Origin of the sequence: Skermania piniformis (assembly GCF_019285775.1) — a bacterium.
In the GTDB taxonomy this organism is placed as follows: Bacteria; Actinomycetota; Actinomycetes; order Mycobacteriales; family Mycobacteriaceae; genus Skermania; species Skermania pinensis.
This window is the reverse complement of record NZ_CP079105.1, coordinates 2,347,263-2,368,068: the sequence shown is the minus strand read 5'-3', so window position 1 is coordinate 2,368,068 and position 20,806 is coordinate 2,347,263. Positions and strand designations below refer to the sequence as shown.

At 67.1% G+C, this 20,806-nt stretch carries 19 protein-coding genes, 1 tRNA gene and 4 pseudogenes; 16 read left to right on the top strand and 8 right to left on the bottom strand.

Annotated features, from left to right (window positions below; all coding sequences use genetic code 11):
- The first annotated feature begins 4 nt into the window (after positions 1-4).
- The 4 genes from KV203_RS11025 to KV203_RS11010 all read left to right on the top strand — a co-directional run bounded on the left by KV203_RS11025 (position 5) and on the right by KV203_RS11010 (position 5,432).
- Positions 5-1,288 carry a hypothetical protein gene (locus tag KV203_RS11025; protein WP_066473727.1) on the top strand — a complete coding sequence of 428 codons (1,284 nt, stop codon included), beginning with the start codon at positions 5-7 and terminating at the stop codon, positions 1,286-1,288.
- Complete coding sequence (locus KV203_RS11020; protein WP_066473728.1) at positions 1,285-2,745, top strand: hypothetical protein; 1,461 nt, start codon at positions 1,285-1,287, stop codon at positions 2,743-2,745. The genes KV203_RS11025 and KV203_RS11020 overlap by 4 nt, the downstream gene beginning before the upstream one ends.
- Before the next feature lie 234 nt (positions 2,746-2,979).
- On the top strand, positions 2,980-4,419 hold the full coding sequence (locus tag KV203_RS11015) for a phenylacetate--CoA ligase family protein (protein ID WP_066473731.1): 1,440 nt from the start codon (positions 2,980-2,982) through the stop codon (positions 4,417-4,419).
- A complete protein-coding gene (locus KV203_RS11010) occupies positions 4,416-5,432 on the top strand; it encodes a ThiF family adenylyltransferase (RefSeq protein ID WP_066473734.1) in 1,017 nt (338 codons plus the stop codon). Before KV203_RS11015 ends, KV203_RS11010 begins: the two co-directional genes overlap by 4 nt.
- 38 nt (positions 5,433-5,470) lie before the next feature.
- Here KV203_RS11010 and KV203_RS11005 read toward each other — a convergent pair whose 3' ends face one another.
- Positions 5,471-6,748, bottom strand: coding sequence for a TetR/AcrR family transcriptional regulator (locus KV203_RS11005; protein WP_218820986.1), 1,278 nt, complete (start codon positions 6,746-6,748; stop codon positions 5,471-5,473).
- A gap of 169 nt (positions 6,749-6,917) precedes the next feature.
- On the opposite strand from KV203_RS11005, the gene KV203_RS11000 reads away from it, so the two are divergent.
- Positions 6,918-7,175: a LuxR C-terminal-related transcriptional regulator gene (locus KV203_RS11000; RefSeq protein WP_066473739.1), complete on the top strand. Its 258-nt coding sequence runs from the start codon at positions 6,918-6,920 to the stop codon at positions 7,173-7,175.
- A 38-nt stretch (positions 7,176-7,213) separates the two neighbouring features.
- Here KV203_RS11000 and KV203_RS10995 read toward each other — a convergent pair whose 3' ends face one another.
- On the bottom strand, positions 7,214-7,675 hold the full coding sequence (locus KV203_RS10995; protein WP_157079927.1) for a hypothetical protein: 462 nt from the start codon (positions 7,673-7,675) through the stop codon (positions 7,214-7,216).
- A 193-nt stretch (positions 7,676-7,868) separates the two neighbouring features.
- On the opposite strand from KV203_RS10995, the gene KV203_RS10990 reads away from it, so the two are divergent.
- The 7 genes from KV203_RS10990 (at position 7,869) to KV203_RS10960 (ending at position 13,499) form a co-directional block, all read left to right on the top strand.
- Positions 7,869-8,741: a ParA family protein gene (locus tag KV203_RS10990; protein ID WP_066473744.1), complete on the top strand. Its 873-nt coding sequence runs from the start codon at positions 7,869-7,871 to the stop codon at positions 8,739-8,741.
- Complete coding sequence (locus KV203_RS10985; RefSeq protein WP_066473747.1) at positions 8,738-9,541, top strand: segregation and condensation protein A; 804 nt, start codon at positions 8,738-8,740, stop codon at positions 9,539-9,541. Before KV203_RS10990 ends, KV203_RS10985 begins: the two co-directional genes overlap by 4 nt.
- Positions 9,542-9,592: 51 nt before the next feature.
- The gene (gene scpB / locus KV203_RS10980; RefSeq protein WP_066473750.1) at positions 9,593-10,267 is read left to right on the top strand and encodes an SMC-Scp complex subunit ScpB; all 675 of its coding nucleotides are present in this window, start codon (positions 9,593-9,595) and stop codon (positions 10,265-10,267) included.
- A gap of 89 nt (positions 10,268-10,356) precedes the next feature.
- Positions 10,357-11,205 (top strand): pseudouridine synthase, encoded by an 849-nt coding sequence (locus KV203_RS10975; RefSeq protein WP_373279253.1) that lies wholly within the window; start codon positions 10,357-10,359, stop codon positions 11,203-11,205.
- A 49-nt stretch (positions 11,206-11,254) separates the two neighbouring features.
- Positions 11,255-11,917: a (d)CMP kinase gene (gene cmk, locus KV203_RS10970; protein WP_066473889.1), complete on the top strand. Its 663-nt coding sequence runs from the start codon at positions 11,255-11,257 to the stop codon at positions 11,915-11,917.
- Positions 11,918-11,947: 30 nt separating this feature from the next.
- On the top strand, positions 11,948-13,360 hold the full coding sequence (gene der / locus KV203_RS10965; RefSeq protein WP_066473752.1) for a ribosome biogenesis GTPase Der: 1,413 nt from the start codon (positions 11,948-11,950) through the stop codon (positions 13,358-13,360).
- Positions 13,361-13,425: 65 nt separating this feature from the next.
- Positions 13,426-13,499: transfer RNA gene (locus KV203_RS10960), tRNA-Pro, on the top strand.
- Positions 13,500-13,783: 284 nt separating this feature from the next.
- Here the strand turns inward: KV203_RS10960 and KV203_RS10955 are convergent.
- The 3 genes from KV203_RS10955 to KV203_RS10950 all read right to left on the bottom strand — a co-directional run bounded on the left by KV203_RS10955 (position 13,784) and on the right by KV203_RS10950 (position 15,324).
- Entirely contained in the window at positions 13,784-13,957 is a 174-nt protein-coding gene (locus KV203_RS10955; RefSeq protein ID WP_246600945.1) for an IS3 family transposase, read from the bottom strand.
- Positions 13,905-14,384 (bottom strand): IS3 family transposase, encoded by a 480-nt coding sequence (locus KV203_RS19640; protein ID WP_169797544.1) that lies wholly within the window; start codon positions 14,382-14,384, stop codon positions 13,905-13,907. Before KV203_RS19640 ends, KV203_RS10955 begins: the two co-directional genes overlap by 53 nt.
- Before the next feature lie 451 nt (positions 14,385-14,835).
- A complete protein-coding gene (locus KV203_RS10950; protein WP_083530279.1) occupies positions 14,836-15,324 on the bottom strand; it encodes an SRPBCC family protein in 489 nt (162 codons plus the stop codon).
- A 120-nt stretch (positions 15,325-15,444) separates the two neighbouring features.
- Between KV203_RS10950 and KV203_RS19635 the strand changes: the two are divergent.
- A pseudogene (locus tag KV203_RS19635) lies at positions 15,445-15,846 on the top strand (transposase); the annotation flags it as partial.
- On the opposite strand, the gene KV203_RS10940 reads toward KV203_RS19635, so the two are convergent.
- Complete coding sequence (locus KV203_RS10940) at positions 15,815-16,171, bottom strand: hypothetical protein (protein WP_066473759.1); 357 nt, start codon at positions 16,169-16,171, stop codon at positions 15,815-15,817. The pseudogene KV203_RS19635 and the gene KV203_RS10940 overlap by 32 nt on opposite strands.
- Positions 16,168-17,249 (bottom strand): annotated as a pseudogene (locus KV203_RS19630) (FAD-dependent monooxygenase). The gene KV203_RS10940 and the pseudogene KV203_RS19630 overlap by 4 nt, the downstream one beginning before the upstream one ends.
- A gap of 224 nt (positions 17,250-17,473) precedes the next feature.
- On the opposite strand from KV203_RS19630, the gene KV203_RS10925 reads away from it, so the two are divergent.
- Positions 17,474-18,187: a GntR family transcriptional regulator gene (locus KV203_RS10925; protein ID WP_066473768.1), complete on the top strand. Its 714-nt coding sequence runs from the start codon at positions 17,474-17,476 to the stop codon at positions 18,185-18,187.
- 233 nt (positions 18,188-18,420) lie between these two features.
- Here KV203_RS10925 and KV203_RS10920 read toward each other — a convergent pair.
- Positions 18,421-19,200 (bottom strand): annotated as a pseudogene (locus tag KV203_RS10920) (FAD-dependent monooxygenase); the annotation flags it as partial.
- Between the two features lie 234 nt (positions 19,201-19,434).
- Here KV203_RS10920 and KV203_RS10915 point away from each other — a divergent pair.
- Both KV203_RS10915 and KV203_RS10910 read left to right on the top strand, forming a co-directional pair.
- A pseudogene (locus KV203_RS10915) lies at positions 19,435-20,077 on the top strand (3-hydroxyacyl-CoA dehydrogenase family protein).
- A gap of 188 nt (positions 20,078-20,265) precedes the next feature.
- Positions 20,266-20,496, top strand: coding sequence for a hypothetical protein (locus KV203_RS10910; RefSeq protein WP_157079929.1), 231 nt, complete (start codon positions 20,266-20,268; stop codon positions 20,494-20,496).
- Positions 20,497-20,806 lie beyond the last annotated feature (310 nt).

Sequence of the window (20,806 nt, the reverse complement as noted above, 5' to 3'; positions counted from 1 at the left end):
TTGTATGCCGCCTTATCCGGTTGCCGACTGGTCGGCCGAATCGACCTGGTGGGCGCCGGGCCGAGCCACCGCGACCTCGCGCCGGAGCCTGGTGGCCGCCTGGGTCGTCCGCGCCGCCGCGCCGAAACCGCGTAAGAAGGAATTCGTCGACGAGCTCAAGGGCTGGTCCGGCGCGCTGGCCAAACGGGATTGGGTACGGGCCCACTACGGTGTGGACGCGAGTTGTCTCGCGCGAACCGACCGGTCGGTCGATCTGCCCGACGAGTGGGACAAGGTTTCGGCGCTCTATCGTGAGTTCGGTGACGGCCTGGCGCGGTTCAGCGCCGGTTTCGGGAAGGTACCGAAAGAGTGGCGTCCGGCCGGACTGCCGGCCAAGGTGGGCGACTCGGTGAAGTGCTACGAGTGGAAGGTCCCGCCGCGGGTACGCGCGGTCATGATCGACCCGGAGCAGGAAGCCGGCGGCGGCGGCGTGCTCGAGGATCGGTCGGTGGCCGAGGCTTTTCTCGCCGATCCGGACAGCCACGCGAGCCGTTACCGGCCGGTCGCCGTCGCAGCGTATGCGGTGGCGTTGATCGTGAAGCTCGACGATTTCGACCCGGACTCACGAGAAATAATTGCGCGTCAGATCGACCGGCTGTGCCCGGGTGGCTGGCCGACCGTCGAGATCCCGGACGCGCAGGATTGGAAACACGCGACCGACATCGTCGATGCCACGGTGAGCCGACTCCCGATCCACCCGGTGCTCGCCGAGCATCGGGGTGAGGCGTGGCGCCGGGCGCGTAAGACGATCGCCCATCAGCTTGCGAAAGGTGAGCGGGTCGACGATGTGCGGATCATCTACCTCACCAAGTTGGGCGACAGCGCTCGCGATGCCCAGCGCGTCGACCGGCGGCGGGCCGAGCACGAGCGCCCCACTGCTCCCCACGACCTGTCCGAAATGGGTTCGGTTGCAATGCTTGTCGGATCGGCCGAGACGGACGGCCGAGCTGCGGCCGCGCTTGCGGCGTATCCGGCGCCGGCGCCGGACGGCTCCGGTGACAGCTGGGAGAAGCGTTTTGCGCTGGAGCTACTGACCGGCACCCTGGACCGCGAGGGTGCGCCGATCGATTCGCCGACCGAGTTGGCCCGGCGGATACGTGCGCGCTGGCGGGTGGCCGGTCGGCCGCCGGACGCGCTGAGCGCGAATCCGACTGCCGCGATCGGGCTCGTCCGGCGCATGGTCCTGATTGCGCTGAACGAGGCGTCCGCGGCGCCGCGGCACCGGCAAGGGCGGAGCACGGCACAGTGACGCACTCGGACGAGACCCGGCCCGGCGAACCGGTCGGCGTGCTCGTCGTCGACGACGAGGACGGCATCGGCTGGTGGTCGACGAGCGAACCGGCGGTTGTCGCAGTCCCGGTGGTTCTGGGGCGCGGCGTGGTATGTGAGGTCGACGCGGCCCGCCCGGACCAGTTGTTGTACTGGTCGATAGCCCCTGGTGGCGATCCGGCGCCGCTGGCGACGGCGGTCGGCGATCCCACCATGGTCGACCTGCTGACCGCCGTGCGCGCCGCCGGGCCATCGGTGACATCGACCGCCGGCCGGCGGCTCACCCCGACGTGGCAGCGCGTCGCCCACGTCGCGGCGCTCGACCGCTGCTTGCTCTATCCGGTGGACGACGGCGCTCTGCTCATCGACGAGGCGGTAGCGAACCTCGGAGTCGGCGACCGGCGCAACGCCCGGCGGCTGTACGGGCACGCCGAGTACGCCCTGGTGCACCTGACCGAACGCGCGATCGATCGGGAATTGCCGAGTGTCCTGGCCGACCTGTTGCGCGAAGCCTTGCGTGGTGCAGCCGAGTTGGACGTGGCCGATGCGGCAACCCGGCTCGCGGGCGAGATCCCCGATCCGGCACCGGCGGCCGAGCAGGATCTGGTCGCCCAGCTCACCGAATGGATCGACGACGAGGCGGCCTCGGTCGGATCCAGGCCGATCGCACTCGGTGGTGCCGACCGGGACGATACCGACCGGGACAGCACGGTGCTGTTCGACGAGGGCTATCTCGACATCGGTGCGGTACCACCGCGAATCATTGCCTGGAACGGTCCCGACATTCCCGACCTGCAGATTGAGCACTTTCCGGCGCAGGACCGCTTTGTGATCACCGCGGCGCTGGCCGCGGGGGTCGAGCCGACCTGCCGGGAGGTGGCGGAGCTGATCGGGTGGACCGCGGACGCCGCAACCGGTGCGCTGCTGGCGGTGATGCCGGTCGTCGTGCGGGACGGGTACCTCGTCGCCGAGTTGCCGGCGCGGGGGCGAGAGCTCTTCGATATCGAGGCCGGGGTCACTGCCGGTGGCGTCGAGCCGTCGGGTCGGCCGGCCGCGCCCGGCCGACGTGAGCTGATCCGAGTCGATCGGTCGATGTTCGAGTCCTGGAATCAGTACCGGGCGGCGATCAGCGTCGTAGCCGCGGTCGGGCCGGATGCCGATCGGGCGGATGTCGCCGCTGCCGAACGCAGTCGGCAGGAACGATTGGGTTATGCCCGGACCGCGGCGATGGCCGCCCGCGCCACGTTGCGCAGCCTGGTCGAGCGAACCGGCTCGGCGGATGCTGCGACCGGCGCCGACGTGCTGCGACTGCGGGCCCGGCTCGCCGCAGTGCAGGAGTATCTGGACCGGTTGACCGAGCCACCGCTGCCGGGCACGGACGATCCGACGCTGGTCGAGCTGGTGGTGCCGAACCTGGTCGAGGAGAGCGAGTGGTGACCGTCGACCTGGTGCTCCGGCCGAGCCGGGGTCGGCGGCGTTGCACCTGAACGACACTCGGCGAATCTGGGGAAACGGCGGAACCACTGCGGCGGCTCGGCAGCGCCGGACTCGCGGTCATGTTCCGCACGGTCGCGCCGTAGTGGCTCGGTCCGGGTCGAGTGGGTCGGATCGGGGGATCGGTGTTCCTGCTGCAAGGCGCTCGAGTCCTTGCAGAAGGAGAGGGACGTTTCGATGTACCGAATCGAATCCCGCCCGGCCGAGTCTCCCGGGCACACGAAGCCGGGTTTCCGGAATGCGCTGGACACGTTCCGGTCGGCGGCCCGTCGGGTGCCGGCATACCGGGACTTTCTGCGGGTGAACGGGGTGAACCCGGACGATATCCGGACCCCGGACGACTTCGCGCAGGTGCCGCCGGTCACCAAGGCGAACTACCTGACCGCTTATCCGGCAAGGGATCTGCTGCTGGATGGGGAGATCACCGCCGCCGGCAGCTGGTCGTCGAGCTCGGGATCGAGCGGGAAGCCGTTCTTCTGGCCCCGGGCGGGGTTGTCGCTGCGGCAGAGCAGCATCCTCTATCGACGGATCTTCGCGGCGGTCGGCGCGGGGGAGGTGCCGACGTTGCTGGTGAACGGTTACGCGCTGGGAAACTGGATTGGGGGCGTATACACCTACCAAGCCGCCACTCGACTGCACGCCGAGGGTTTCGGGATGTCGGTGGTGGCCCCCGGGGCGCGGGCCGACGCCATTCGGGAGAGCATCGCCGAACTCGGGCCACATTACGACCGGGTCGTATTGACCGGGTATCCGCCGATGGTGCGGGACGTCCTGGACGGCGCCGATGCGCGGGTGCTCCGACAGGATCTGCGGATCGTGATGGCGGGGGAGGCAATCGGCGAGGAATGGCGAGATCTGGTGCTGGATCTGATCGGCAAGCCCGGCCGGTTCGAGCACACCAATCTGACCTACGGCACCGCCGACGCCGGGATCATGGCACACGAGACCGCGACCTCGGTTGCGGTGCGACGGATCGCTGCACACGATCCGGGTTTGCGGAATCGCTTGTTCGGCAACGATGTCGGCCTGCCGACCTTCGTCGAGTACGACCCGGAGCTACGCTTCGTGGAGACCGGTGCCGACGGCCGACTGGTGTTCACCATCGACAATGTTCTTCCGCTGGTTCGATATCGGATCGGCGACGTCGGTGCTACCCACACTGCGGGCGAGATTCGCGATATCGTGCGCGAGAGCGGCCGGCAGGTGCCGGTCGAGACGTCGACACCGGATGCCGGCTTTGTGGTGCTGCGGCGGCGGGCGGAGGTGGCGACCACGTTCTACGCAGTCAAGCTGTATCCGGACGGGGTGCAGGCGGCGCTGACCGACCGGGCCGTGACCGGTCGGGTGAGCGGACGGTTCCGGTTGCGCACCGTCCCGGACGATCGGCAGCGTCCGGTGCTCACGCTGGCGGTCGAACTGCGCGACGGCAGTTGCCCCACTGCCGGATTCGCCGATGTCGTCGCGGCGCAGGTAGTCGCCGGGATGGAGCGGGCCAGCAGCGAGTACCGGGAGCTGCGCCGGATGTACGGCGCGGGCGCCGATCCGGTGATCAGCTTGTTGCCTTACGGCAGCAAGGAATTCGACGGCATCAAGGTGCCCTATGGGAGTGGAAGATGATCGAGATACTGCATCCGGTGACCGACGCGGCGCGCGTCGCCGCGGTCACCGATCCGGCATCGGGTTTCGTCCTGGTGGACGGCTGGAGTGTCGCCGAGCCGGAGTTGGCTGCGCTCGGCCTGCCGACCGAGCCGGCCGACGTCCGGTACATCGTGTTTGCCTGGCGGCGCGCGGTGGTCCGGCTGCCGGCCGCGGCCGCCTACCGACGGCTACGCACCGATCGCAACCGGCACCTGATCACCGATGCCGAGCAGCAGGCCTGGGCGACGGCGTTGATCGGGGTCGCCGGGCTCAGCGTGGGCGCGTCGGCGCTGTCGGTGTGCTCGCTCACCGGCGCCACCCGGTTCCGGATCGCCGATCCGGACAGCTTGGGGCCGAGCAATCTGAATCGCCTGGTCGGCTCGGTCTGCGACCTCGGTGTCGGCAAAACCACACTGGCGCAACGCCGGGTGTGGGAGGCCGACCCGTACAGCGAGGTCGAGTCGTTTCCCGACGGCTGCACCGCGGAGACGGCGTCGGCGTTCCTCGGTGGCGGCGCGGTCGAGCGATTGAGCGTGCTCCTGGAGGAGACCGACGACATCGCGATGAAGGTCGATCTGCGGGTCCGCGCCCGGGCCGCCGGCATCCCGGTCGTGATGGTCACCGACAACGGCGACAACGCGATCCTGGATGTGGAACGCTTCGACCGCGATCCGCAATACCCACTGTTCCACGGGCTCGCCGGGGATCTGGACCGGATGTCGCCGGCGCAGCTGCGTGATCCGGCCGCGCGCAAACAGCTGGTCGGCGCGATCGTCGGTGCCGAACTGACCGAGCGCACTCGCTACTCGCTGTCCGAGGTCGGCCGGAGCCTGGTGTCCTGGCCGCAGCTCGGTACCGCGGCAACGGTGGCGGGTGCGGTCGCGGCGCTGGCGGCCCGGCAGATCGTCTGTGGCGGCGATCTGCCTTCGGGCCGGTACCGGGTCGACCTGGATCGGGCGTTGGAAACGCCGGTCGAACAGTCGATCGCTTGATCGACAGACAGCCGGTGTGATCGTGGCAGGATCGTCGGCTACCGGTCCGGGCGGCTCAGCATTCCGTACAGCAACTGGTCGGTCATGAACTCGGCATTTTCCTCGGCGGCAACATTTCGCCGGGTGAAGCATCGAAGCAGCATGGTGTTGGTCGCCGACGCAGCCAGGTCGAGCGCGGTTGCCTGGGAGCGGAGGAGTCCGCGTTGCTGACCGCTGGCAATCACCGGGAGGATGATCGCCGGCATGTTCAGCCGTTCCTTGATCGCGACCAGTCCGGCCGGGTCCGAGTAGGTGTCGTGCACGAGGACAGCGAGCAGCGCGTCGATGAACGGGCCGTTGTCCGGCTCCGCCGCCATCTGCGCGAACCGATGGAAGTGATTGCGCAGCACGGTGATCTCGTCCAGGCCGAGAGTGCAGTCGTCGGCTACCCCGGCGGTCATCGCCTGCATCGCCGGGCCGAGAGCTTCGACGACGATGTGCGCTTTCGTCTCGAACAGCTTGCGAAACTCGGCGGGTGGTACGCCCACGCTGGCGCCGATGCTGTCTATCTGGGCGTAATAGTAGCCGCGCCGGCCGAATTCGGCGCGGGCGGCATCGATGGTGGCGGTACGAAGATCCCGCTGGCGGGGTACCAGCAGCCGGCTTCTCGCGGCGGCATCGAGCTCGGCGAGTTGATCGTCGAGGTCCCGATGCTCTTGGCCGACATCGACGGTCGCACTGATCAGGGCGAGCAAGGCGTTCGCGAAAACCTTCGGGGGCACGGCGGCAGGATCGACCCGATGCCGTAACAGCAGCCCGTCGATGACGGCGATCATCGTGACCGCGAACGTCTTGGTGTTGAACGGCGCTCGGATGGTGGCACCGATTCCTTCGACCCCTGCCTCGAACGCCGCGCCGACCAGCTGGTCCCGGCGCAGGTAGTCGTCGCGCACGGACCGCTCGCGATGCTGGTCGGTGCCGAGGAACAGGTTCGCCAGCAGTCGCCGGGTGACGGCCGCCGGCTCGGTGAGCCGGTCGAAGTGGCTGCTGATCAGTTTGTGGACCGCGGCGCTGCTGCGGAGCCGATCGGCGAGCAGTTGCTGGCGGACGATCTCCCCGACCGCGCCGGCGGGATACGCCGGCGGTGGCAACAGTGCGCTCAGCACAGAGTTGATGAAATTCGGCTTGTTCTTGAACTCTCGGTTCAATTTCGCGCGATACAAACCCGCTTCGTCGACCACTGATTCGGTACGCAGACCATGTTCCATAAGAGTGGAAGGTTTTTGTATGATGATGCGGAGCGCCGCATCGATGAGTGCAGCTCGGTCGTCGGACACGGGAAATCAGTTTAGTTCCCGGCCCGAGACAATACTGTCGCTACTGAGACAAAACTGTCTCAATCTGTGTTCTTGCCTGTCCGGCATGGTTGGCTTTATCTGTTCTTGAACCATCCATAAACGCGCCGTGAGGTCGGGTCGCTGCGCACCTAGTTGGGGAGTAACCGCAATGACTGCCGCTCGACGAGTTCCCGTCTACGCCGATCCTGGATTGAGCGCCCGCGAACTGCTGGTGCTCAAAGTCTGGATGCAGTACGAAACCAAAGGTGAGGTGGCCGAAGCGATGTTCATCGCGCGCGGCACCGTGAACACGCATCTGGCCCGGGTTCGTAAGAAGTACGAGGCGGTCGGTCGGCGCGCCAACACAAAGGCGAGGCTCCTCGCCCGCGCCCTGCAGGACGGGCACGTCCGGCTCGAAGATCTTTGATCGCCGCTCGGGCCGAACTCGGTTCCGGGCTTCGTCGGTCAGCAGTTGTCCAGCGGCCGCAGCCGCGCGGTCAGACCGACCGCGACCAGCGCGGCGCGGGTTTCCGAGGCCAGGTGTAAGGCCAGCGCGGTCGAGCGTTCGTCCGGTTCGCCGGTCGTCGTGCGTGCGCTCAGAAAGACCGCGGTGGCCAGTTCTCGGCCGATGTCGAAGACGACATCCACGGTCACACTTTCCTGGGCGACCACCGACACCGCCGCGATCGGTCGATGGGAGGGCGAGACGTGCCGGTGTCGCTCGTCGATCGGACAGTCGACCACTCGCGGAGTGTCGATGCCGATGACGTTGTCGAAGCGCCATCGGCCCGCTGCGGCGGTCCCGGGCCGCTGCGCCACGTCGTGCACCGAGTCGATGAGGGTGCTCGTCGCCGTTACCGGAACCACGAGTTCGAACGCCGCCGCTGCCGCCACGCCTACCTCGGTGCCGTTCTTTCCACGCCTCACCCGATCAGTGTGCTTCGTCTTGCCGGTGAACGCCATAGGCCGCTCGACCGATGTGTGCTGGGATGCCAGCCTCAGCTATCTGGCCGCTATCGTACGCCGGTAGCCGGGCAAGCGTGTCCGCCGCAGTGCGTATATCGCGAAACGGTAGCGTTTAGCCGAGCGGAACCAGCACGACGCGCGAGGGGGGCGAGCAGTGACGACATCGGAGGAGGTCACCGGCAGCGCCGGCGAGCTCGGCCCGACCGGTCGTCCATATCGACATATCCCGGATCCGCCGGTGCTCGCCTCGCACGGACCGGCCCGGATTCTCGCCATGTGCAATCAGAAGGGTGGCGTGGGCAAGACCACCTCGACGATCAACCTGGGCGCGGCGTTGGCCGAAGCCGGGCGGCGAGTGCTGGTGGTCGATCTCGATCCGCAGGGCGCGCTGTCGGCCGGGTTGGGGGTGCCGTTGCACAATCTCGAGCTGACCGTGCACGACCTGCTGATCGGCAGCCGAGTATCGATCGACGAGGTGATGCTGCGCACCCGGGTCGACGATCTGGATCTGCTGCCGAGCAACATCGACCTCTCCGCCGCCGAGATCCAGCTGGTCAACGAAGTCGGTAGAGAGCAGACCCTGGGCCGTGCGCTGCACCCGGTGATCGATCGTTACGACTACATCCTGGTGGATTGCCAGCCGTCGTTGGGTTTGCTCACCGTGAACGCGCTGGCCTGTGCGGACGGTGTGATCATCCCGATGGAGTGTGAGTACTTCAGCCTGCGGGGTTTGGCGTTGCTCAACGACACCGTGGACAAGGTGCGCGATCGATTGAACTATCGGCTCGCGCTGACCGGCATCGTGGTGACCATGTACGACCCGCGCACGCTGCATTCGCGGGAGGTGATGGCGCGAGTGGTCGAGGTGTTCGGCGACCTGGTATTCGACACCGTGATCAATCGAACGGTGCGATTCCCCGAGACCAGCGTGGCGGGCGAGCCGATCACCTCGTGGGCGCCGCGATCGGGCGGTGCCCAGGCCTACCGAGCGCTGGCCCGTGAGGTGATCTACCGGATCGGCCGGTGACGACGCACGACGATCCGAGTGCCTTCCACGTCCGGTTGCGTAACTTCGAGGGTCCGTTCGATCTCCTGCTTCAGCTCATCAGTCAACGTCGTCTGGATGTCACCGAGGTGGCGCTGCACCAGGTGACCGATGATTTCGTCAGGCACATCCGAGAACTCGGTGCGCAGCTCGAACTGGAGCAGACCACGCAGTTCCTGCTCGTGGCCGCGACGTTGCTCGATCTCAAGGCGGCTCGCCTGCTCCCGTCCGGCGAGGTCGCCGACGAAGAGGATCTGGCCTTGTTGGAGGCGCGTGACCTTTTGTTTGCCAGACTGTTGCAGTACCGGGCTTTCAAGCAGGTCGCGCAGCTGCTCGCCGAGCTCGAGGGGGCCGCGATGCGCCGGTATCCGCGGTCGGTCGGGCTCGAGCCACGATTTGCCGAATTGCTTCCCGACGTCATACTCGGAGTGACTCCGGCCGCATTTGCCGAGATTGCGGCGATCGCGTTCCGTCCACGTCCGGTGCCCACGGTCGGCCTCGGCCACCTCCATACCCCGACGGTGTCGGTCGCCGAACAGGCGTCGATCGTGTTGGATCAGTTGCGGGCGCACGGTCCGGGTGTGTGGGTGCAGTTTGCCGAGCTGGTCGCCGATTGCGACGTGCCGTTGCGGGTGGTCGCGCGGTTCCTCGCACTGCTGGAGCTCTATCGTGAGCGGGCGATCGAGTTCGAGCAGCCGGACCCGCTCGGTGAGTTGGCAGTGAGCTGGACCGGGACCGCGCCGACTGCGTTCCGTTCGACGACCGACGAGGATTACGCCTGAGAATGGACCACGCCTGACCATGGACCACGCCGGAAATGGATTCTGCTCGACATGACCGACACCACTACCGAGACCCAACTCGAGCTGCGCGAGCCGTTGGCCGACGATGAACTGCGGTCGGCGCTGGAGGCGATGTTGCTGGTGGTCGATACGCCCGCGCCGGCGCAGCAGCTGGCTGCAGCAGTCGGCGAACCGACCGAGCGGGTGGTCGAGATGCTCGTCCGGTTGGCCGGGGAGCTCGCCGCCCGGGGGAGCGGGATCGACCTCCGGCATGCCGGTGACGGTTGGCGGTTCTACACCCGCAGCGAGTGCGCCCCGTATGTCGAGCAGATGTTGCGCGACGGGACGCGGTCGAAGCTGACCCGAGCTGCCCTGGAAACCCTGGCGGTGATCGCCTATCGGCAGCCCGTGACCCGGGCGCGGGTGAGCGCGGTCCGTGGTGTCAACGTAGACGGCGTGATGCGGTCGTTGCTGGCGCGCGGCCTGATCACCGAGGCCGGGACCGACCCGGACACCGGGGCGAGTACCTACACGACGACGGAACTCTTTCTGGAGCGGATCGGACTGGCCTCGCTGGCCCAGCTGCCGCCGCTGGCGCCGCTGCTGCCCGGGGTCGACCTGGTGGACGAGATCGACGAGAGCCTGGATACCGACCCGCGGTATCTCCGGCTGCGTAAGCCAGCAGATCCGGGACCGGTACCGGAGATCGACGAGGACCGAGCGTGAGCCGATCTGCCCGCCGCGACGACCCGTCAGGAGCCGGTCGATCCAAGCGTCAGCAACCAACTAGCGAATCAAGATCAAATAAGCGGCGGGTGAACAAACCGCCCGCCGTGACACCACGCCTCAGCAATGCCAAGCCGGCGAGCCGGCAGAACATACCGCCGGAATCGGCCGGCCGGCCGACGCCCGCGGCGCTGCCTCCGGCGGCCGACGGGGTGCGGCTGCAGAAGGTGCTGGCCCAGGCCGGCGTCGCGTCGCGCCGGGCGGCCGAGGAGATGATCGCGTCGGGTCGGGTCGAGGTCGACGGGTTGATCGTCACCGAGCAGGGGCGCCGGGTCGATCCGACGACCGCGGTGATCCGCGTGGACGGCGTCCGCGTGGTGGTCCGGTCCGATCTGGTGCACCTGGCGCTGAACAAACCACGTGGCTGGCACTCGACCATGTCCGACGAGCTGGGCCGGCCGTGTGTCGGCGATATCGTGGCCGAGCGGGTGGCGGCGGGGCAGCGACTGTTCCACGTGGGTCGGCTCGATGCCGAGACCGAGGGGCTGCTGTTGCTCACCAACGACGGCGAGCTGTCCCATCGGCTGATGCATCCGTCCTACGAGGTCGGTAAGACATATCTGGCGACAGTCCAGGGTGAGGTGCTCCGCGGTGTCGGCAAGACCTTGCGCGACGGGATCGAATTGGACGACGGCCCGGTCCGGGTGGATCGTTTCCGGGTGATCGAGCTCGGTGCGGGCCGCTCGCTGGTCGAGATCGAGCTGCACGAGGGTCGTAAGCACATCGTGCGCCGGCTGCTGGACGCGGTCGGGCATCCGGTGACCCGGTTGGTCCGAACCCGGATCGGTCCGGTGTCGCTGCGTGACCAGCGCCCCGGATCGCTGCGCGTGCTCGGTCGGGACGAGATCGGTGCGCTCTACGAGATGGTCGGGTTGTGAGGATCGGGTGGACGAGGACGGAGGAACGGTGAGCGGACTGACGGTTGCGATGGACGGGCCCTCCGGCACGGGTAAGTCGAGTGTGTCCCGGCGGCTGGCGACCAGGCTCGACGCGCGGTACCTGGATACCGGTGCGATGTATCGAACACTGACGCTGCAGGTGTTGCGGCGGGGGGTGGACCTGACCGATCCGGTGGCGGTCGGTGCTGCGGTCGCCGAGGTGGACTTCACGATCGGTACCGACCCGGCTGCCGAGCTGGTCTTGCTCGGCGGAGAGGATGTGCGGAGCGAGATTCGGGGTGCGCAGGTCACCGGTGCGGTGTCGGCGGTGGCTGCGGTGCCGCAGGTGCGGGCCGGGTTGGTCGAGTTGCAGCGCCGGCTGGTCGCCGCGGCGGATCGGATCGTGGTGGAAGGCCGTGACATCGGCACTGTCGTGCTGCCCGATGCCGACGTGAAGATCTATCTGACCGCCTCACCGGAAGCCCGGGCCCGCCGCCGTAACGAGCAGAACATCGTGGAAGGCCGCGGCGACGACTATGCCGGGGTGTTGGCCGACGTGCAGCGCCGCGACGGGCTCGACTCGACCCGGGCGGTGTCGCCGCTTCGGCCGGCGCCGGATTCGGTGCTGGTGGATACCAGCGAGCTGAACATCGACCAAGTGATCGACGAGCTGGAGCGGGTCGTGGCCGACCGGACCGGTGCACGGCGGTGAGTGAGCACGTGCGGAGATGAGTGAGGCGCAATGACCGAGGATGTGCTGCCCGGGGACGGCACCTGGATCGACGAAGGGGACTGGTCGGTCCTCGATATCGCCGACGAGCCGGACGACGAGCAGCTGCGGTTGCCCGTGCTCGCGGTAGTCGGCCGACCCAATGTCGGCAAGTCGACCCTGGTGAATCGGATCATCGGCCGGCGGGAAGCGGTCGTCGAGGACGTCCCCGGGGTCACCCGGGATCGGGTTACGTATGAGGCGGACTGGGCCGGCCGGCGGTTCCTGGTGCAGGACACCGGCGGCTGGGAGCCGGATGCGAAAGGGCTGCAACAGGCAGTCGCCCGGCAGGCCGACGTCGCGATGCGGACCGCGGATGCGATCCTGCTGGTCGTCGATGCCGTGGTCGGTGCCACCGCGACCGACGAGGCGGTCGCGAAGGTGTTGCGGCGCAGTAAGACTCCGGTGATTCTGGTGGCGAACAAGGTGGACGACGCCCGGGTCGAGGCGGAGGCTGCCGCGCTGTGGTCGTTGGGTCTGGGGGAGCCGCAACCGATCAGCGCCAGCCACGGCCGGGGGACCGGCGACCTGCTCGATCTGGTGTTGGCGACGTTGCCGTCGACCCCGCGCGACGACGGCGTCATCGGTGTCGGCCCGCGCCGGGTGGCGTTGGTCGGCAAGCCGAACGTGGGCAAGTCCAGCCTGCTCAACAAGCTCTCCGGGGACGAGCGCTCGGTGGTGCACGACGTCGCCGGGACCACCGTCGACCCGGTCGATTCGCTGGTGGAGCTGGGCGGACGGGTATGGCGTTTCGTGGACACCGCCGGCCTGCGCAAGCGGGTCGGGCAGGCCAAGGGTGCGGAGTTCTACGCCTCGCTGCGCACCCGAGGCGCGATCGAGGCGGCCGAGTTGGTGGTCCTGCTGCTCGACGCGGCGGAACCGATCACCGAACAGGACCAGCGCGTGCTCGGCATGGTCGTCGACGCCGGTCGCGCGCTCGTCATCGCGTTCAACAAGTGGGATCTGGTCGACGAGGATCGTCGTTATACGTTGCGCAGCGAGATCGAGCGAGACCTGGCGCACGTCACCTGGGCGCCGCGGGTGAACATCTCGGCGAAGACCGGTCGGGCGGTGCAGAAGCTGGTGCCGGCGATGGAGACTGCGCTGGACTCCTGGGACAAGCGGATCTCCACCGGTCAGTTGAACTCCTGGCTGAAGGAGGTCGTGGCCGCCACCCCACCGCCGATGCGCGGTGGTCGCCTGCCGCGGGTGCTGTTCGCCACCCAGGCCGCCACCCGCCCACCCACGTTCGTCCTGTTCACCACCGGTTTTCTGGAGGCCGGCTATCGCCGTTTCCTGGAACGGCGGCTACGCGAGGAGTTCGGCTTCGATGGATCGCCGGTGCGGGTCTCGGTCCGGGTGCGGGAAAAGCGGACGCGCAAGTAGGGTTGGTGGGGTTGCCGAGTGGGTAGCCGAGGTGCGGTAAACTCATCCGGCGTCCACGGACGCAGCGGGCTGTGGCGCAGTTTGGTAGCGCACTTGACTGGGGGTCAAGTGGTCGCAGGTTCAAATCCTGTCAGCCCGACACAGAAACACCAGGTCAGAGTGGGTGCGGGGGGGGTTCGGAACCCGGGTTCGGGGCCCCGCAATCCTGCCCAGTGGCCTACCAGTGGGTTATCGGTCGGGCCGGAAGATGGTGCGGCCGGCCCCGCGGAGGTCGTCCGCGTGGACCGTGGAGTAGACGGAGAGCGACATGACGGGGCTCGGGCGGTGTGCCCGTTCAGCATCGTGAAGATCTGCGAACAGCGGTGCTTCTGATCGGCGTTCACTCAGAAGATCTGGGGTTGAACCGGTTTGGTGGACACTGGGTCAGGCGGCTTGTGCCGTCTGAGTGAGTTGGTTTTCGTAGTCGACCGGGCTGATCATCCCGATCGTGGAGTGGCGTCGGCGTCGGTTGTAGATCCGTTCGATCCGGTCGCCGACGGCGAGCTCAGCCTCGGGTCCGGTCGGCCACAAACCGCGGTCGCAGAACTCGGTTTTCAGTGTCGCCCAGAATGATTCCGCCTGGGCATTGGCCCAGTACCCGCCGTGCGCAGCCGTCGCGGACCGCGCACAGGTACAGCCAGCCCTCACCCGTGCGCAGGGAGGTGATGTCGCTGGTGCATACCCGGTTCAGCACACCGGTGTCGAAACCCCCCTCGACCAGGTCGGTCGGCACCGTGACGCTCGGGTCGGGCAGCGTGGTGACCGGCGTGAACCTGCGTGGGCTGATCCCGGCCAGCCCCTGCCGGCGCAGCGACGCCGCGACCGTCTTCCGCGAGACCCGCTCACCGCCCTCGCGGAGGTCGGCCAGGATCCGCGGCGCCCCGTACACGCCGTCGGAGGCGGCATGCGCCGCCGCGACCCGGTCATCGAGTTCGGTGCGGCGCTGCTCGGCCGGGGTCGGGCCACACCGCACGGGGCGCGCCACTTGTAGAACTCCCGACCGCGACACCTCCAGCAGCCGGCACATCCGGCCGATTCGGTAGGCGGCCTTCTCCGCTTCGATCAGCCGGTAAGCGTCTACCGGTTCTGCTCGGATGCGAGAAGGCCGCGGCCTTTTTCAGGAACTCCCGATCCAACCGCAGGTCAGCGTTCTCCCGGCGTAGCCGCTCCAGCTCCGCCCGCTCGACGACATCCACAACCGGGTCGCCCCCACCGGCGCGATCGCGGACCCGGCGCCCCCACCGGCCCAGCAACTGTTCCCCCACCCCGATCTCGGCCGCCACGTGCACGACCGGGCGGCCGGTCTCGATCGGCCAGGCGGGCAGCCTGCTCCCGGAACTCCGGGGTGTAGCTCTTCCGCTTGCCCGACACACCGGACGTCCTTCCCGCGGGAACAGCGATCCCGCCAGTCAGGTGTCCACCATCAAGGATCAACCTCAAGTTGACGTTGCGCGTTCGAAGTGTTGTCTGGTGTCCGCCTCCAGAGTTCGCATGATGCGTTCCAGCGGGAAACTTCCGAGAAAGTTCGGGCGTCTCAGCGGCGCTTTCATTTCAGCGGCGATGGTCCAGGTGAATCGGCTTCCGTCGGCCATCGGCTCAACGAGATAGTCCTCGGCGAACCGACTTAACAGTGGCACATTCGATTCGGTTACCCCGAACGAATGCCGGCGGCCTTCTTCCCACCGAAAGAACCTCTCACGTAGCTTGATCACGCGGCAGACCGTGATCTCCCGAGTAGTGCCAACCCCAAAAGGGCGCGAGGAGGTGTAGCGCCCATTGCCCAGGGCTCGGCACCATGCCAGCGGACTATCACCGGCCAGGCCGTTCCACACCTCCTCGGGGGGAACGCGAAGGGCCAGCGAGAATGACCTCACAACCGGAGCTGTTTCGAAAACTGATTCGTCCGATGGTTGCAGACCGAACAACGGCTACTCCTTAAATAGTGGCGCGGGAATCCTGATCTTCATTGAGGTTTTCTCACTGGAATTGTGAGATTCGTGTGACGGTTTTGCTGCACGCGCATCGACGCCCCGATCCGATTGTCAGCCGCCGAAGCCGGATTCTCGATCGCCACCGCCTACCGGTACCTCCACGAGGCGATCGACGTGGTCGCCGACCAGGCCCCGGACCTGCACCACGTCCTCGACCAGGCCACACGCGAACAATGGTCGCACCTGAGCCTGGACGCGACACTGATCGACACCGACCGGGTCGTCGAACGCGATCCCGGCATCGGGTATCACCTGTGGTACTCCGGCAAACACCGCCACCAGGGCGGCAACGTGCAGATCATCGCGGACCTGACCGCCGCCCGCACCCACTGCCTCGGCGCCTTGTACGAGACCGCCGCCGCCGGCGTACCCACGCTCGCGGACAAAGGCTACGAAGGCGCCGGCATCGGTGTCCACACCCCGGTCAAAGGCCGTGACCTCGCCCCCGAAACCCGCGCTTTCGTTTGCCTTCGTGTTCGACGAATGCGTGGGGGAGCGGGGCGCCCGGCTTGGTGCCGGCTTCGTAGAGGCGTACCGGGTCGAGCGGGGTGTAGGCCGGGCTGCCGTCGTCCACGATGGCTGTGGAATCGTACCGGTAACCGAATTCGACGTTGTGGTGGTGGAATTCGATCGTCTGGGACACGACGGCCTGGTTCAGCGCGTGCCGTTTGGCCGATGATGCGGGCAGATCCGCCCACAGTGGTTCGAGCTCGGCCCAGTTCTCCGCGGGCGACTTGTCCGGTGTCAGATTCAGTGCCTGGTCGAGGGTGAAATGGTTCATCGCGTTCGCGATCGCGTTGTCGATGTTGTTCTGGTCGAAGGGTTTACGCTCGGCCTCGTAGGTGTCCAGCAGTCCGTCGCCGGCCGTCCGCTCAGGACGGCCTGCAGCTTCCAGGTGAGGTTGTAGACGTCGTGGATCGCGGACGTCAATCCGAGTCCGCCGGTCGGTGGGTGCCGGTGCGCGGCGTCGCCGACGAAGAAGACGCGACCCGCACGGAACTTGTCGGAAATGACGCCTTCCATCACCCATTGGCTGATCCGGTGGACGGTGAAGTCGAAGTCTTGCGGTAGGCCGAGGCTGGCTCGCATGCGTCCGAGCACCTTCTCCTCCTGCATCGCGTCCGCGTCGTCGGTCGCGTACTGCATGTGGAAGACCCACTCCTCGGATTCGGGACCCCAATGCTCCGGGCCCATCGGGACGAGGACGCCCGACCACGAGCCGCCGAAATCGGGGTTCACCAGCCAGCGGATCAGGATGTCGTCGTCGGTGGCCCACTGCGACAGGTCGGCGGTCATATGGATCGAGACCATTTTCATGATCCGGTGGGACCGCTCATCCCGACCCCGAGCCGCTTCCCGACGGTGCGGCCGCCATCGGCGGCGATGAGGTACTGCGATCGCACCGTGTAGGTGCTGTCGTCGTCCTTGCTGTGCACCGTTGCGGTGACGCCGTCGGCGTCCTGACTCACGTCGACGACCTCGTGGTTGAACCGCACGCCCTCCGGATTCAGTTTCTCGGCATGCGCTTTGAGGACCGGCTCGAGCCGGATCTGCGGCAGATTGCAGGTGCGGCACGGGCTGGCAGCGATGTAGTCGGGGTCGGTGTACCCGCCACCCCACACCTCGAGCTTGCCGAGGAGCCGCCCGTAGTTCTCGTGATCGCCGGTCAGGCCCGCGTACCAGCCGGTGGCGCGCATGTTCTCGGCCGGCGTGCTGCGCTGGTAGATCTCCGGCGCGACACCTACTTCGGTGAAGATCTCCATCGCACGCTGATTGAGCACGTGTGCCTTCGGCAGCGTTGACGTCGTCGGTAGTCCACTGACGAGGAGCGACTCGACTCCCTTGTGCGACAACAACATCGATGCGGTAAGTCCGGCGCCGCCGCCGCCGACGGTCAGAACCGGAATCTCGATATCGGACATGGGGCTGCCTCCTCGGCAGGTATCTGAAGTCTGGGGCGAGTGATGTGCGCCATCGTCGTGGTGCTGATCACAAGCCTGCTCAGTGTGAGCGATAATTCAAGAGAAAAAAGATTTTCTGACCCAAGATCTTCGAACGCGCAGATCTGCTTTACACTGCGGCTATGACGAGGAGGGCTACGACCAGCGTCCCTAAGACCACACTCGCCGAAGAGGTCTACGCCCGGCTCCGGGAGGAGCTGCTGTGCGGCGACCTGATGCCTGGCGCGAAGTTGCGGATCAACGAGATTGCCGGTCGCTACGAGGTGAGCCCGAGCGTCCTGCGCGAGGCGATGACCCGGCTCGCGGAGCAAGGTTTGATCGTGGCCATGCCGCAACGCGGATTCGCGGTCATGGAACTATCGGTCGACGATCTGGCGGACCTGACGACGGCGCGACGCCTGATCGAGACGACAGCCCTGCGGGAAGCGATCGCTCATGGTGATATCGCATGGGAGTCCGGCGTTCTCGCCGCCCATCATCTGCTGCAGCGGACGCCGTTCACCCACGACACCGGACATGTCACCGCCGAATGGTCGGATGCGCACCGACGCTTCCACCACATGTTGCTCGCCGGCGGCCGGAGCGCACGATTGATCGCCGTGGCGGACAACATGCGGGACTGCTCCGATCTCTATATCCACTGGTCCCGGGAACTGGCCCACGACACGCGGCGTGACGCCGCGGCCGAGCACCAGACGATCGCCGACCTCACCTTGGCTCGAGATGCCGACGGGGCCGCCGCGGCACTCGCCCAGCACATCGAGCGCACGACGGCCGCGCTTGTCGAATACGCCGAGCAGCTGGGTTACCCGGATCGAGAGCGCACCTCGGCGTAGCCGCGTTTCTCAGGTCGGGATGATCAGTCCACTGCGCTCTGGCCGAGCTGCTCGCGCAGGGCGTCGACCACGGCCCCGACCTCGTCGGTGCGCTGCGCAACGCCGAAGAGATAGTGGTCCGGCCGGACCAGGGCTGAGAGGTGGCCGACCTCGGCCATGTGCGGCAGGTAGGTTCCGTCGAGGAAGGTGAGCTGGTCATCGGTCAGGCAGGCCCGGGCGTCGACGGTGGACGCGAGGACGAAGCCGGTGCCGAGGACGTCGTCGAGCAGGCCGGTTCGGCCTCGGTAGGTGATGCGGCCTTGCGCGGCGAGCCGCCCGGACCCGGGAGCGAGCGATCGGTCCGGTAGGTGATAAAGCATCCCGTCGGTGAGGGTGGCGGGCGGGATCGGCGGCAGGACCTTGTCGGGGTCGCCGCCGTGTCCGAGCATGAAGTCGTCGCGTCCGGCGACGGCAGCCGGGTCGGTGACGCAGATGACCTTGCCCAGTTCGATCGAGAGACCGATCGTGTGCTGGATGTGTCCGGATCGTTCGGGTCCGTAGGTGTCGAGCAGGTCGGGGGTGGCGAGTCCGCGCAGGACGAGGTCGAGTTTGAAGCTCAGGTTTGCCGCGTCGCGGATTCCGGAGCACATGCCCTGGCCGGCGAACGGCGGCATCTGGTGGGCGGCGTCGCCGGCGAGAACTAGCCGGCCGGAGCGCCGTACGTCGGCCCAGCGGGCGTGGAAGGTGTAGACGGCGTGCCGTTCCAGTTCCGAATTCTCCGGCGTCAGCTGCCACGGCTCGAGCAGTCGCCAAGCGGTGTCTTCGGTGTTGAGGTCGGCGATGGTTTCGTCGGGCATCCGCATGAACTCCCAGCGGCGCCGGCCCGGACCGCCGGAGACGACGGTGGTGGGCCGCGCGGGGTCGCAGATCTGCAGGTTGACCGGGTGCCATTCGCGATCCTCGGGAGGCAGGACGTCGACGATCAGCCAGTCGAAGAAGAACCCGAGGTCGGTCATGGTGGTCGGCATGTGTCGGGTGGGGGCCCAGATCGCTGCTGTGGCGTGCGTCTCAGGGTACGACGCCAGTAGCCATAATTCCACCAAAAAATAGATATTTGGCTCGAATAACGATGATCCGATAGCCTTGAGTCGGCCCGCCGACCGATTCCTGTCGAGGAGGCACGATGGCCTTTTTCGTATACCTTTGCCGACATCGTCGACCGCCCGGTGGCCGTGTTCGGCGCAGGAACGCTCGGTCGCCGGATAGCGATGATGCTGGCCTCGCGGGGTGGCACGGTTCGCCTCTACAGCAGAAGCGCTGCGACCGCCGACGACGCGGTGCGCTACGTCGGCGAGACGCTGCCCGGTGTCGTCGCCGAGCGTGGCTCGGGCATGGTCGGTACCGTCATACCGGTCGGCGACGTGCGAGAAGCACTCGAGAACGCCTGGCTTGCCATCGAATCGGTGCCCGAGCGACTCGACGTCAAGCAGGCGGGCGCCTGTGCAACCTGCACTTCTACATGCCACCCACCGCAAACGGCGCCGACCTCATGTCCGACGGTGAGACCGACCCGGACGTCCTCCACACGTTGCAAACAGTGTTGCCGGAGTTCGATATTCACCCATTTGTTGCGAGGCGTGAATGTACCGGCTTCATCTTCAACCGGGTGTGGGCCGCGATCAAGCGCGAGTCGCTCGCCGTCGTCGCCGAAGGCGTGGCCGACCCGAGTGATGTCGACGCGATGTGGTTCTCGACATCGAAGGGCATTACGCGCAACACAACCCGCATTTGCCGACCGGGCCGCGCGAGTTGCTCCGCCGCTACCCCGACGACGGCAAACTCGGCGCCAAGAGCGGTGCGGGGTTCTACGACTACCGCGATTCTGATCGCGGCCCGACCGATTCCGAGTAATGCCGATGACATCACACCCAACTCGGGCGGTCCGCGCCATCGTGTCGGCGACGATCGAGCACGGCAGGGTTCGCGTACCACGTGTGCCGTCGTCGACAGCGTGGCAGCACCGGCCCTGTGCCTGAGTTTATGGCCAGATTTTGGGCGAAGCGTGCAGTCCCGCCCTGTTGCGGGTGATCATGGATGGCATGTCCGTGGTTCGTCGCGTCACCAGCGTCCTGGTTTTCGTCGTCTTCGGCGTGGTGCTCGCCGAGATCCTGGCGTACGCGCGCAGTGGGCGAGGCGCGCACGGGTTGCAACGAATGCAGGATGCCCCGCGCTCCGGTGTACCCGACAGCATCATGATCGCGGCCCGGGTTCCGCGGGGAGCGGCCCCGGCGCTTCCGACGACTGTCAGGGCAGGTCGGGACGCGTCGTAGGCCGACACGTCGACGGTGCTTACGTCGTGCGCCGCGACACTCGAATCGGTTCGGTCCACGGCAGGCGACGGACGCCGCGTAAACTGGGCGCTACCGATTTAGCAGATTCTGCTGGAAGCGTGTTGCCTGCTCTGCACTGTTTCGAGCGCCGGTAATCGACTCGGGGCAGCTTTCTCGCATTTTTTTCTGCGTCATCGACGGTTCATGTCAGGACATTTCGACATGGTGCCGAGCTACCTTCGTGGATCAACGGCGAATTCTGCTTGCGGTTTGCGCGGTTACGTACGCGGGGCCTGCTTTCCGTATCACG